The organism is Pseudoalteromonas byunsanensis, assembly GCF_001854475.1.
GTDB lineage: Bacteria > Pseudomonadota > Gammaproteobacteria > Enterobacterales > Alteromonadaceae > Pseudoalteromonas > Pseudoalteromonas byunsanensis.
This window is the reverse complement of record NZ_MNAN01000037.1, coordinates 82,901-96,746: the sequence shown is the minus strand read 5'-3', so window position 1 is coordinate 96,746 and position 13,846 is coordinate 82,901. Positions and strand designations below refer to the sequence as shown.

Sequence of the window (13,846 nt, the reverse complement as noted above, 5' to 3'; positions counted from 1 at the left end):
AATGATGTTATTGTAGAAACATTATTCATTCACCCAAGGTAAGTGGTTACTTTGGAACACATCAATGCCTTTTTTTCGTATTCGCTCAATCCATATTTCGGCTTTGTTAACGCCTACTTCGTAATATTCAATGGCCGCTTGCTGTAATATGCGGTGTTCGTTTTGAATCGTGGTGGGCATTAATGCCGAATCATCAGTATTAACACAGACCGCAATTGCTCCTTTGCGCAGGCCAAAACGATTAAACTTCTCACCTGATCTTATCCATTCTTGTTCGGGTGGATCCCAACGGAAAATTGGATGTTCTCGATGATGCTTAAAGCGACCAATGTAAATATTTGAGGTGGGGCAGGCTTCAATAATAACTTCCTGCGCAGCGTATTTCTCCATTTGCAAGTCTTGAATGGCTTCGTAAAGCTCAAGCTCTGCAGCAGAGATAGAATCAAAAAATATGCCTTTTTCCGTGCCAAAAGGTTCTTCACCGGGTTTAGGTATACAGTGGATCATCACGGATTCTTTGGAACGGCTGGGTAGCACGCCATCACCCACATACTGTTGCCAAAGGGCAAAAGCATTCTCCGACCCACTTGTCCGTCCCGATTCGTCAAAGTCGATGGCCCAACCCGGCTCCATAAGGTTTTTATTGTTTACAGTTAGAGGACAATTCCTGCGCAGCTTCCACGCTTCATAAAGTGTTCGACAGGTATATTCTTGCCCGTATAAAAGTGCACACCAGTACTGAATTTTTTCATTAAGCAATTGCAGTACCCCAGTAAATTGCGGCACCTGTTGTACCACTTCAAGCGCTTTTTGATAGCACCAAACTAGATTATCTAAGTGTTCGTCTAACGTCAGGTAGGCAACACGTTGACGTTTAGCCCACGTTCTTGGGAATACGCCCAGCGCCAGAGCGTGGCCTAGACGGTCTCCAGCTTGATAATCGCAATAATAAACGGCTTCATCAATGGCCCTTAAGCCAGACAGTAAATGGCTAAAGTCTTCACCAGTATGTACGGTTAAAAAGGGTCGTTGCATACGGTTGAACATGATGCCCTTGGACTGATACTTGGCTTCTCGTAGTACTCTTAGTGCAGGAGCAAACACTTCAATAGGTAGTTCGTTTTCATTACCTGCTACATCAAAACCGCGTATGGCTTTGCGTAAATCAAAGGTTTTTGGTGGTGTTTTATCAGCCAAACCCAACTGTTTGAATTCATAATCAGAGAAGGTGCTAGAACAAGAGAATGCCTGTAACCCATTGACTTGCCTTTTTACTATCTTACGTCTTTGCTCTTGAAACTTATCCGTTGTATTTCCTGAGCGGGTAAAGTGCAACACAAAGTGAATATTTTCCTCAAGACTGTGTTTATACAAACTGTGTAGCGCTTTGGTGAGTGATTTAGCATCAGTAGGAAAGTCGTCGCTACCCAGTAACAAAGAGGGAGTTGCTCTTAACTCACGGTAGTAATTGCCTTGCATATCGGCGAACAGCGCATCTATCTTACTTGGGCTTTGATGCTTAGTGTCACGCATGTCTCTTGATTTGAAGCTATAGTGACTAACAAATTGCGTTAACCCCACGCCCGACACCACCATATAGTTTCTCAATATGCTACTTACGCGTATAAATAGGTTTTTGAGCTGACTGATGTTATCAGTGCATGTGAGTACACCCATACAATATAACAGCCATCGTTTGGCTGACGATGTAAACTGATCATGAGCCGCCACAAAATACTGTTGTTCTTTGGTAAGAATTTTCTTTTGTTGTAGGTAAACAAAAATATCTCTGTCGGTTTGTATGTCTAATTCGTTGTTGGCGTTAAATAACTTAGGGGAGGCTGCAGAATCATTAAATGCTTGCTCAATAATTTCATTGCCAAAATGATGGCACCAAATGGGTAAATCTTGCTTTTTAAATACCTTACTTTCAAATAAGGTATATTCGCTGCGTCTTGGCCACTTAATGTTATCGTCGAGCTGTTGTCCATACAGCGAAAAGCTCAGCAATGAAGGGCTCAAAGAGCCATGACCACCCAAATGTACGTGGTTGTCGGCATATGCTCGGTCATACCTATCATTTGACAGTGCGAACGGGCACTGATAATGGCTGATTGCAGCTATAATATCGTGGCTGCTGACAGCGTGTTGTTCAGCTATATCTTTATATGCCTGCGCTATCACCCAGCTGGGGTCAAGTAAGGTGAGCAGCTCCAGCCATTGGTCAAGCTTTTTGGGGCTAACTTCAAAGCGGTTACCTTGCCATTGCAAATAGTAATCCGCCAGAGCACTGAGCAGCGGCTCGGAGTTTTCGCTATCCGCCCCAACACTGTGTAACTTAACCATATGTGTAATATCATCACTACGCAGAGTATGGCTTACATATTTTTGATAATCGGCCACAGCATGGATAAGTACAGTATCGTCAGTAAACACCGCCTCAGGTTGTAGTAAACGATCCGAGGTGAGCACGGCCGCTGCAACAACAGATTTGTCTGAGGTGCAGATCATTATGATATGCCACTTATAAGGGCTGCAAGGAGTTTGCCTTTATAAGACTTTTTGTTTTTTATCTCCCTGTCACCTTTTTCGCGGTGTCGCCTTAAAGTGATTCCGGGTACTTTAAATAGCCAGCTTAGATCCGGTGATTGTTTGATAACGCGAAATTTGTTAGAAGCGAGCCATTGCATTACATCGAGTGCTGTTGCGGTACCCTTTGGCTTTTCTTTTTTGTAGATTGTCAGTAGTTTATCTAAAGCTATATCGATGCTGTTAGGTGTGTTCTCATCTCCTGGAGCTATCGTAACAAGCGGTTCATTTATCGCCACTGTTGGCTCTTGGTATTTTCCGAGAATAAGGCTTTTGCCTTTATCTAGGTGACCTAGTGTCATTATTGGATGTTGCTCAAGCGCTAGGCAAAATGTCAGTGCTAGCTTTGACATATCAGCTTTTTTAGAGTCTGTATCTTGAGATTCAAGTTCGAGTAAAGGCTTATTGCGCATTAAAGTTCTATCGGTTTGTGCAAGTTTTGCTTTGTCACGGATTGTTTCATACTTAACCGTTTGAGCAACATTCGCTGTAATTGCTTCCCCTTGTATGCCCGCACTATAAGCTGAATTAAGTAACATATAGCTAAAGCGGGTTACCAAATCGGAGAGATGTTCATCTTCATAGTCTTTTTTAGACTTCAATAACTTATGGTATTTAAATAAGTTAAATGCAGTAAAGGTTTTATTAAACATATACGCAAATAGCGCGGTGAGCTGACTGGTGTCAACTTTGTCAAATAACGCTTTATGCTCGGTGTGCCACTTGGCGATTCGTGCACTGAGCTCTGTTGCTGTTGACATTTTAGTTGTGTGATTGTGTTCTAGCTCATCTATATCTGATTCGATCTCATCGGCAAATACGGCCTTGGTCTTATTGATATTAAAAATTGAATAAAAAGGGGCCCTATTAAGTATCGCCAGTATATTCTCCTTTAAGTTTTCTTCATCAGCTGTGGGTGATAAAAATGAATAGGCGATTAGCTCAAAGGCACGACTCATAAATACAAATTGGTAAGTGTTGGACAGGGTGGAATAAAAATCACCATGGGTGAATACGTCCAGAAGCAGTTGCTCTGTTGGCACGATAGGGGTCTCTGTAATTGGCCCTTCATTTTTACCTTTATCTTGGACGTTTTGTGTACTCGCTTTGAGCATATATTTGATAGTTCTACGACTAATATAGAGCTTAGTGATATCAAAGAACTCTAGTGGCGGCATGCTTCTTAGCGTTACAGAATATCGGTTAAATACAGAGTCAAGAATATCTCTATTGTTAGTTCGATCCTTTTCGCTTTCGATCTGGTTAATTTCAGAGGTTTGTTGCTTATAAAAATCAGCTTTGGCCCATGGGTAGAGTTCTTTATTCATCTGCATTTTTGGGTTAAATGCTAGCAATTTTTGAATATCAAATAGTTGTTTGGTCCCTCGGCTCATTAGAGTTAGATAAGAAGCGGCATTGGTATAGGCAACTCCATTCTTCTTTTGTTCGGCCCAACTCGCAAAGCTACCCCATAAGGTTTGTTTGTCAGGGCTGTACATTGTATGTGGCCCTTTCGAGCCGATTACGTGGCTTGGGGGAATTGTTCTTACCAGTTGCACCAGTTCTCGCGATGATTCCGGCTCGGGCCAGTTTTGTAATATTTCTTGGTTATGGCACAGCGGATAGAAGGCTGTAAACAATAGGCGATCATACTCTTTAATTGGGTAGGTAAAGCATTCGCTGCCAACTTGTTGTTTAATAGATAAGTCATTGATTAATCGGCTAATGGGCAGTAGTGAGATGCGCATTTGATTGGGAAAGACTTTGGTCAAATAAGCGGTTGTTAGTTCATTGGTAACGGCTTTACCTTCATTGATTAACGCGCGATTGTGACGGTGTTTTTTATAGGATTTGTCGTCAAAATGCACCTGCGTCATATGCTCGTACAGGCGCATATCGCCACTTACAATCGGGATGATGTAAGGACAGCCAAGCAAGCGGCGTACATCGTCCACCACTTCAAAGGCGCGTTCCAGTGCCATGTCAACATCATCAACGCGTAACACAATGGCTTGGCAGCCAAGAATTTTAATTGATATTTCAACAAATTCATGGAAAAAAGATTCAATCTGTATGCCAGATTTGTATTGCTGAATTTTATCAATGCCGGTGCAGCCGTTAAAGTCTTGCGCTTTGCCTAACGAATCAGCCAGATTTTTTAATGCTTGGGTAAATCGGTTTTTATCGCCTCGACTATTTTTGACGTTTTCCGTGTATGCGTGGTTGCGCATATGTCGCTCTACTTCACTGTATATTCGCGCAATTACCACACTGGCGAAGGTATCTTCATTGATCAGCATGGTGGGGTCTATAACATCTAAAAAGTACAGTGAATTTTTGCCAGCACGGGGTTGTCTGTTAGCATTTTTCCATATCGCACGACTGTTTCTTAAAAACACGGTTTTACCCGTACCTCGTTGCCCTGAGACTAAAATGGCGTTATGAGAGAGCCAGGTTTCATTTGGATTATCAGCTCTGCTTTGTGCATAGTGTTTTGCTTCAGCTAAACAGGTTTGTAGCCGGCTTATTAAGCCCTCTCTGGCCTCATCTTGCCAAAACTCATCCAGATTGCCCTCAGTAACGTAATCGTCTCTAAATTCGCTTTTATCGAGGTTTAATATATGGGTTTGGCTCATAGTTATTTCCTTAATCCTTTCAAGACATTGAATGCCGAGTTACCGTAGCTGATATAATCATTCATGGTGTCTAGATGGGTTTGTTCTTCGAATTGCTCTAAAAGCTTGAACAACTCTTCGTGGGCTTTGTCTCTAAAAATGACTCCGGACTTGAAGCGTGCATCAAGGAAGCGTACCTTTTCGGCGTAGAGCCTGTTTCTTGACCAAGCGCGCGTGTAACCAAACTTGCGATTGATAGAGTAAGAGAGAATAAAAATGACTAACCCCAAAGCAAAGAAGATTGGCATTACCTCCTGCCATTCGAAAAATACCAGCGCGGCTAAACCTGTTGAAACAATGAAAAAGTAGACGCGATAACGGTCACATAGTGTGCTTTTGCAAATTAGTTGAGCTACGGCGAAAATTACAAGGCTAAGTAGTGCTGTCGCTATCTTTGGATAGGGAATGTCAAAAAAAAGAGTATCGCCGAGCCGACTTAGACTCCCAACAGGTGTGTTTTGAAATAGACTCAAAGATGCGAGCATGTAACAGGCGCTAATAAGAATAAAAAAACTGGCGCTTGTGGCCGCTCGGCGAGTTAGTTTATGTGGCTGGTAATACTTTGCAGCTTGGCTTTTAAAATGTTCGTAATAATCGGCTATCAATTTGTCAAAATCAGGCGAAAGTGGTTCATATTTTTCTGTCATACGTTTTCTTCCAATGAAGTGCCCTTAACACTAAAACGGGTATTGCTATACAGGGGTGCAAAGGAGACGTGAATAACGCAACTTAAAGGAGTTTAAGCGAATGAAGCCGTGGAGGCTTTAGTGCTCTTTCCTTGACGACACTTCCTTAGATAACAAATCGATAACATAGTATGAAATTGAATTATTTATTGCAACACAATGCGTTTAGTTATCTAAGTTTTGAGACCGAGCTGGTATGTCTGTATACCTTTTTGTAATTATTGGTATTAGTGATATGGATTTCAGCCTACCCGGTAAGGTAAATAACTAGCGTTCAGCAACAACACCGTCTCAGTATGCATGTGGTTACTGAAACGGTGTTGTTAGTGTAACTAGCAGAAATCATTAAATATATTTTATAGCTTTCTGCCTAGGCGTTTCTCTATTTGATGTTTTTCCCACTTGGCGCCAAATAGATTAAATACTTCGTACGTATCGAGCGCATGGCTGATGACACCCACACCCCAACCCAAGGCAACCCACCAAGCCCAGTAATAGTGAGGTGATACGAAGTAGTTAATGATAAACAACGTAATGATGGTTACCCCATACTGTATCAAGTGACTGTAAAACGCTTTAATTGCCCATACTTGCTCGATAACTTTGTTTTCTTGGTCGCTAAAAGCGGCTGTATCTGTGTTGGTTTTCATCGTTAGCTCCTGTTGAAGACTGGCAACTGTGGTTTCAAAAACAGCAGCTAAAGACTTAAGCGATTCTAAACTTGGCGTTTGACCTCGTTCGATGCGCTGAATTGTTCTCAAACTGAGGCCACTTAATTGCGCCAATTGTTCCTGAGACCAACCTCTTTGTAATCTTAATTTTCTAATAATCACTGTTCTAGTCCTTGCTGTTGTGTTTGAACGGAGCCTAAGGTAAATGTGCAAAAATAGTAACGTCAGCTTTGAGCCACCAACATGACAAATTATACTTTTCAATGAGTTATGATAACGTTCTGGCTGTTTTTTCATCGTGTGATAACAAGCCATAAAAGCAATAGGTCACCTGCTATGTACCTTAAGTGTAGTTTAGTCGCTTTCAACAGGTTGATCGACGATTGTGTACCGAGTAACCGAACGAGGCATCTTCTAGCTCACACTAATTTGACTGTGAGAATTTGTTTTGGGTAAATTTCACTGCGATCACACTCAATGCACCGATGGCTGCGCATAACGGGATCAGCAAAACATAGGGGGTGATGAGCACCACACCAGACAGCGGCCCGCTGGTGGCGTCAACAAAATCATGGATGAACAGCGTAAAGTACATTAGCGCCATTATCAGTGAGGTAAATACCAAAAATGCATAGAAGAATACTTTACTGTATTGGTTGTGTGGCACCTTTGTACCTAGGTATAAAATAAAGTAGGGTACGGCTTTGGCGACTAAGTCGATAAAAATAAGCAGGGTGATGGAATAGATATCAAACGTTGACACACCAAATAGCACGGCTAACAAAGCAAATACGGGAGCGCTTATCACGAGATAAGATAAAGCAGTGAGTTCGGTATATTTAATAATGTTCAAACAGTCTTTCCATGAGTTTTACCTTGTATTCTGGCTTTACTTTAAAGTAAAAACTCAAAGTGTTGTACCTGTTTTTTTGTGTTTACGTTGGATGTTTTCGGTGCTTAATTTTGTTATCAAGCATAAGGGCGAATTATGGACACTTACTCGCTAGCAATATCAATATTGATTGTTAGCTCAAATGTTAGTTTTATCGTAACCGCGGTATTTCTTATGTGGCCTATCAATCGTCGTATGACTCAAAGGCTGTTGTAGATAGTTTAATATAATTGGTAGATCAAGCTAATCGCCTGGCAGCCGCATCAAGCCAAATGCCAAAGTCGTCTTTGTCACTGGCTGATGGGCTGTTTTAATCATAAAAGGCTACAGTGTTGGTTTTAAGAGCAATTGTCTCCTACGTACTGGATGTTTGCTTTATCATCTCCACTGCTTTTAATGGTAAGTTTTAGTTGATCACCACCTACACATAATGAGTTTTTATCTGAATCCATCACCCAACAGAAATCATCGTTAACCTGGCAGCTCAAGGTCATGTTCCAGTGGTAGTGGAAACCTTTCTGGTGCATCTCCCCATTGATATACAAGATGCTATGAGTAGAGGTTTTCTCTGAGTTCTCGGTACCATTATATTGAAAATAAAATAAGTATCTCCCTTGTGGCCCTATAGTGTCTGGATAGATTATTTTTGCAGTTTCTACATATGCGCCATCATTATGTTGGTGCATATGATCACCAAGACCATTAAAGTTGATGCTAGGTGCCGTTGGAAACGACTCCATGCCACCGGGGTAATAATAAAATTTAGCATCAGTGTCACCAGTAAAAAACCAAGGGGTTGGGCTTAATACATCTGTTTTATAATCAGAGTCGTAGTCAGCTGCTTGGTAGTTTACACATTGTAATGCGGTCTTTGTGCTGCCTTGTTTGTCTTTACCTATAAAGGCACTGATGGCGTTATTGTGACTATCGACAACACAGTACTGTTTATAATCTATTTGTTGTTGCTCACCATGGCACTGAGCTGCAAGGGTTTCGGATGTATAGATACCTTTAGTATAAGGGGAGTTATCCACGCCAACCCAACTGTATATACGGCACGAGTTTGCCCATCCACCACCAATAATGTGCTTGTTGCTACCATCAGGCCCAGTCCATGATAGGGTGTTCGCCATTTGCGGGTTTATATCGGTACCGCGAGGGTAGGTTAATGCGCTCCAATCATCTGAAATTAACTCTGGGATAACTGCAAGTACCAAGTTGTTGATCTGTTTTTGATAGTATGAATTAAGCGCATTTAAATCTGCCGTGTAACTCTTTGCGGTTATCCCAGGAATACAGAATGTTAAATCCTCAAAGCCGGAGGCATTATAACTTAGGTACAAATAGGTGTTTTGCATTGTATAACTCATTTGCAGTGATGCTACGACTTTAAATAAGTACATCTGCAAGGAGTTATTGTATGACTCTAATGTTTGTGAGTAATTACTTTGACTAGTTAATGTATCTAGATTATCACCAAGTACCGTTTTGTATGCTTGCAAACCCGACGCAAAGTGGCCGTCTGCGTTTAGGTTGCTCAAAAGATCCGAGTTTTCTCCTAGGCTACACATCAAGTTCTGATCAGCAAACTTTTGTAACTTGGCCAATGTGGACTGTGATTTGGCGATATCTGCAAAGGTGCTTAACCCTCCAACATCATTACTGAACCCAGTCCAGTGTGTGTTAACAGACTCTTCCAATGTCAAAATCATTTGCAGTTGTGACTTTAATTCGTTGTTATCAATTTTACTTTCTAACTGGAAAAATTCACCCTGCAATTCAACAAGTTCTTGCTGTTCTTCTCCTATCTGCTGCTCTATGTCGTTAAGCATATCAATAACTTGACCAATTTGGGCGCTGGTCGCACCGTGTCCACCTAACCCAATTAAGCCTAAAAACTCAGATTTACCCCAGCTATCAAACGCACCACCAATAAAGTTTAAAATAGGGTTTTCGCTTTTTGATTGTGCAAAACTGATAGAACATAACATCGCTACCATCACGATACTGCAACATAGTATTTTGCGTATGCAACGCATTCTTATTCCTTAGGGCGCTTATGCGCCAGTAAACAACATTAGGCAAGCGAACAGATGAGCGAGTACTCATTAAGTTAATATTACCGGTAATTTCTGCGTGCATGGTAGAGCAGTGGTCATAACTTATCTATTACATGGTATTACGCCACCAACCTCTGTGTGTTTCAAAGTAGGTTGAATAAGTAGCGAAGCCACGCTGCTCGGCATAAGTTACCGTTATCAAAGGATAAGGTTAGTGTTGGTCTTTAAGTCATTCAGATGGTCGTATAAGTATCAAAAGCGGATGTTCAAATAAAAAGGGCAAAGGCTGGGCATACTCTGGTTGTGTAGAATTGTTTAAACGTCGGATGGCGCGTCGCTTATACCGACCTAGCCATAGAGCAATTTTAACGAATAATAAAAAGTATAAGCTTTTTATATTTAAGCGACTTACACGCGAGCTTGATAGTCAAGAAGTGGTGAGCCATAAGTTGGATAACTCCTTGGGCCCAATGCAGGCAATACCAAAAGCAACAAAACCCGATTGCAGGTTAAAGTGTTTATTCTATTTGGCAAGCCATCTGTGGGTTAATCTAGCGGGTAGGTCGGTTAAGTGGCGAAGTCACTTAACTGGACAGTAAACCTCGACATCAGCAAATCAAAGCTGAAAAATCGAAGTAAAAGGCTTAATTTTGTTGAGGAAATAAGAATGAACTTTTAAGTGTGGAGCTCTGTAAGTTCCAATTAACTCATTGTTTCTTGGATTTTAATACGTACTTTGTTTTATAAAATGCAACAAACATACTCTAAAAATAGCTCATTTTAAGTGAGTCGTATAAAATAGCCGCGATTTAAGTCTTAGAAAAGTAGAGTGAGATTAGCAAATGAATAAGAGTTACTTATTGCTCGTAGCAAGTGTGTTACTTGGCGCTTGTGGTGGCGGTAGCGATAGTGGCACCGGTGATAGCGGTGTTGAAACAACTCTCCCGAGCACAAAAGATACATCGGCTCCGACAATAACAGCGCCTAGCGATCTTGTTGTAGATGCAGATACGCAAAGTGGGATGACCGTGAGTTCACAACAAATTGTTGATTTTGTTAACTCAGTGACGGCAACAGACGACAGCGGTACAGTGACTATTTCGCATAACATTCCGCAGGTTATTCCATTTGGCACGTTTGAGGCTGTTTTCACTGCTGCGGATCCAAGTGGCAACAAAGCAACAGCGTCGGTTGAGATATTTGTTGACGAATACCATGGTACGTTTTTAGAACCAGGCTCTAACTGGGTGGCAGTGTGTGGTCTTGAAGGAGAGGTTAACAATACCAATTATGGCTGCGAATTGAAAAAATTCTCAAACTATGGCTACGGCAGGTTAACAGATTATACCGTTGTGAACTCTGACGTACTTCATGTTGATGAACGTGCCAGACAGGTTGAGTTATCTAGTGCAACCGAGCAGCAAATGTTTGACCTTTGCCCAGTTGATTTGTTTCCAATAGGCAGATTGGTGTCGTCCTCAGATGTTTCACAAAACAATACAGAGGTATTTAGCCACAGCTTATCTGAATTATCGAACAGTATGACTTTTGAGAGAGTGAATGCTGTTTATCGCGCACAGGAAAGCTCATTCGATACCATGCTGGCGAACTTTTCTGTATGGGCCAATAATGCGCCTATGTCTGATATTGATGCGGTTGACGGCGTTGAGAGGGTAAATTTGAGATATGCCCTTCCTTCTTCTGTTATAGCTTGGCATTCATTAAAATCTCACCGAGAGCTTGAATTACACCAGCTCGAAGCGATACAAAGCTTCTTCGAGCAATGGGCTCAAAAAATATATGTATCTCAAGCATATGCGATTGGTTCAGATACGCCGACATTATTAGAGCAAGGTAATATAGGCTGGCTAGGTGATTTAGGTCTGATGATGCTGGGAGTGACAGAAAATAACGATGATTATTTTAGAAGAGGTATCGCGCGTTATTTCATGATTTTAGATAAACAAGTTAGAGCTGATGGCTCGATAGTTTTCGAATCGCAGCGTGGAGACTCAGCACTAGGTTATTCTACATCTGCGCTAGCGTCTGTCATTATGATGGCAGAGGTTGCAGCGATGCAAGGTTATGACTTGTATTCGGTTGAGATAGATGGAAAATCAATAGAGACGATGATTGACTTCAATTTAAGGGCTTACTCTGACAACGAGTTGTATCACCAATATACTCAATATCAGAACCCATTTTTCGCCTCGCCTGAGCAAATAAAAAATTGGAATAACCAAACCTATGAGAATTTTGATTTAGAAACCAATCAGTTTTTACTGTCGGCTTTGGAAGCCTATAAAAGAAGATTTCCAAATAGTGAGCTGACTGCTTTGGCCAAATCGATGTTCCCTGAGAGTGAGTATGTAAGGTTTGTTGAAACCTCAAACGGTGGCATACACACGTGTGACTATCGAAAACTGTAAATGTTTAATACTAACTCGCTTACCTAAGTGTGATCTTCCCTCAAACAACTAGATACCTTTTACTTTCAAAATGAAATAAAGATGTCTAGTTGTTTTGACAAATCAATATCCCCAAGCATTTAAAGGTGAACCCGTTCGACAAGTAATCGAAAAAGGATCTGGCGTCGGTGATGTAGCCAAGCTTTTACATCACCGACTTTATTGCCTTGTTATAGGCCGTTAAATAGTCAATAACTTTGTCGGCAATGTCTCCTAACTCTTGCTGAGTATTTCCACTTGCGACATTTGTAACTATGAAGATACCCATGTTTTTCTTCGGATAAATGGCAAGCCAACAAGACGTACCCATTGAACCGCCACTTTGGTAGAGTATTTGTTCATTTGAATCATATTTATATGTGTGCCAATAAAATGCTGCACCATGACCACTCCAACTCTCATCCAGAAGTTTATGAGAAATAGCCACCTCAGGTTCTGAAGATAGTTGATGCTGCATATAACGAGTGACAGATTCTATTGATGAGGTGAGCCCGCCATCTGCAAACCAATATGCACTGGCCAAAGGCATTTTCTTACCATCTCCGTCAGTCCCTTGAGCAATTTCACCTGGTTCATAGTTAGTACCCCTAAACCTGGTCAGCTTCTCTCCAGACTTGGTTGTTATGATTTCAGATAAAAGTAATTCAAAAGACTTTTCGTAAACAGATTCCAGAATATACGCAACTAAATTAGTACCTGAGTTTGAGTATTGATATTTCTCACCCGGTATCGAGTTGAGTTTCACTTTGCTAAGGTCATCAAAGTAATTGTCTCTGGAATATTTTGATATTTTTTCAAAATATGTGCCTTGCGCAATATCTTCGCGACTGGTTGCAAACTCTTCTGGAAGCCCACTGGTATGAGTAATAAGATGTCGTAATGTAATATATTGATTGGACAGCTCTAAATTTTCGTATTTGTTATTTTTGAGGTAATGACGAATATCTTTATCAAGCTCAACTTTTCCATCTAGCATGGCTTTAGCAACAACTAACCCAGTATACGTTTTGGTAATAGAGCCAATTTCGTAAATTGTTTGGTTGTTCGGAATATCTCCATTACTTAATTTCCCTAAATGGTATTGGTAAGTATTCTCTGCATCTACAATTGAGATTGAGACCACCTGACCGACATTTCCATCAATAAATTCAATAATTTCAGATTTCGTATTTGACTCAAAATTCATTGCATCATAACTTTTGCAAGAAGCTAAAACGGTTATTAATGGAATAAAAAATAGCATTGAGATGGGTTGGGTTATTAATCGATTCACAAAAACTCCTAAGTGTTAAGTGCGACAGGCATATATCGCCGCACTTTTAATTTTCCTTGTAATATTGCTACTGACACAATACATTTTGGCTGCGCTCATTACCATACAACTTTAACCTGTCTGTACCACCCGTTTTTTCAAAAAACTCCTGTAATGTAATTTCCTTTTGCTCGTAGCTCATTAAATACCAAAAGCCATAAAATCCTTTGAACCAAAAGTAATAGAACACAGCTCCAACGATTAGTAAAAGATATACAGGTTTACCTACTTTTCGTTTGTATTTTATGGCGCAATAAAAAAACCAAACGCAGCTCATTAGTGCGACTATAAAAAATGCTAAGAAAGGTGTAATAACAGTATCAATGTTATCCCAAAAAGAGCTTAGACACGTTGATTTCTTGTCTAACACCATAGAAGAAAATAACGTGATTTTAAAAAGGAAATACAATAAAACGGTAGTGAACACCGCATATAATATACCGCTTTCCTGGTATTGTTTTTTATTCAATACTTAACCTTACAAAGCAATATA

9 protein-coding genes are annotated in these 13,846 nt (G+C 40.7%); 1 reads left to right on the top strand and 8 read right to left on the bottom strand.

The window, feature by feature from the left end:
- Positions 1-21 precede the first annotated feature (21 nt).
- The 6 genes from rdrB to BIW53_RS18950 all read right to left on the bottom strand — a co-directional run bounded on the left by rdrB (position 22) and on the right by BIW53_RS18950 (position 9,552).
- Positions 22-2,511: an antiviral RADAR system adenosine deaminase RdrB gene (rdrB, locus tag BIW53_RS18975; RefSeq protein ID WP_070993599.1), complete on the bottom strand. Its 2,490-nt coding sequence runs from the start codon at positions 2,509-2,511 to the stop codon at positions 22-24.
- Complete coding sequence (gene rdrA / locus BIW53_RS18970; protein WP_070993598.1) at positions 2,511-5,225, bottom strand: antiviral RADAR system adenosine triphosphatase RdrA; 2,715 nt, start codon at positions 5,223-5,225, stop codon at positions 2,511-2,513. Before rdrA ends, rdrB begins: the two co-directional genes overlap by 1 nt.
- A 2-nt stretch (positions 5,226-5,227) precedes the next feature.
- Positions 5,228-5,911 carry a hypothetical protein gene (locus BIW53_RS18965; protein WP_070993597.1) on the bottom strand — a complete coding sequence of 228 codons (684 nt, stop codon included), beginning with the start codon at positions 5,909-5,911 and terminating at the stop codon, positions 5,228-5,230.
- A gap of 395 nt (positions 5,912-6,306) precedes the next feature.
- Positions 6,307-6,783 carry a helix-turn-helix domain-containing protein gene (locus tag BIW53_RS18960; protein ID WP_070993864.1) on the bottom strand — a complete coding sequence of 159 codons (477 nt, stop codon included), beginning with the start codon at positions 6,781-6,783 and terminating at the stop codon, positions 6,307-6,309.
- Positions 6,784-7,045: 262 nt separating this feature from the next.
- Positions 7,046-7,474, bottom strand: a complete 429-nt coding sequence (locus BIW53_RS18955) for a hypothetical protein (protein ID WP_070993596.1) — start codon at positions 7,472-7,474, stop codon at positions 7,046-7,048.
- A 377-nt stretch (positions 7,475-7,851) separates the two neighbouring features.
- A complete protein-coding gene (locus BIW53_RS18950; protein ID WP_070993595.1) occupies positions 7,852-9,552 on the bottom strand; it encodes a hypothetical protein in 1,701 nt (566 codons plus the stop codon).
- Positions 9,553-10,415: 863 nt separating this feature from the next.
- On the opposite strand from BIW53_RS18950, the gene BIW53_RS18945 reads away from it, so the two are divergent.
- A complete protein-coding gene (locus tag BIW53_RS18945) occupies positions 10,416-12,002 on the top strand; it encodes an alginate lyase family protein (RefSeq protein ID WP_070993594.1) in 1,587 nt (528 codons plus the stop codon).
- 184 nt (positions 12,003-12,186) lie between these two features.
- On the opposite strand, the gene BIW53_RS18940 is transcribed toward BIW53_RS18945, so the two are convergent.
- Both BIW53_RS18940 and BIW53_RS18935 read right to left on the bottom strand, forming a co-directional pair.
- Positions 12,187-13,314 (bottom strand): serine hydrolase domain-containing protein, encoded by a 1,128-nt coding sequence (locus tag BIW53_RS18940; protein WP_084228260.1) that lies wholly within the window; start codon positions 13,312-13,314, stop codon positions 12,187-12,189.
- Positions 13,315-13,381: 67 nt separating this feature from the next.
- A complete protein-coding gene (locus BIW53_RS18935; RefSeq protein WP_070993593.1) occupies positions 13,382-13,822 on the bottom strand; it encodes a hypothetical protein in 441 nt (146 codons plus the stop codon).
- Positions 13,823-13,846: the final 24 nt, after the last annotated feature.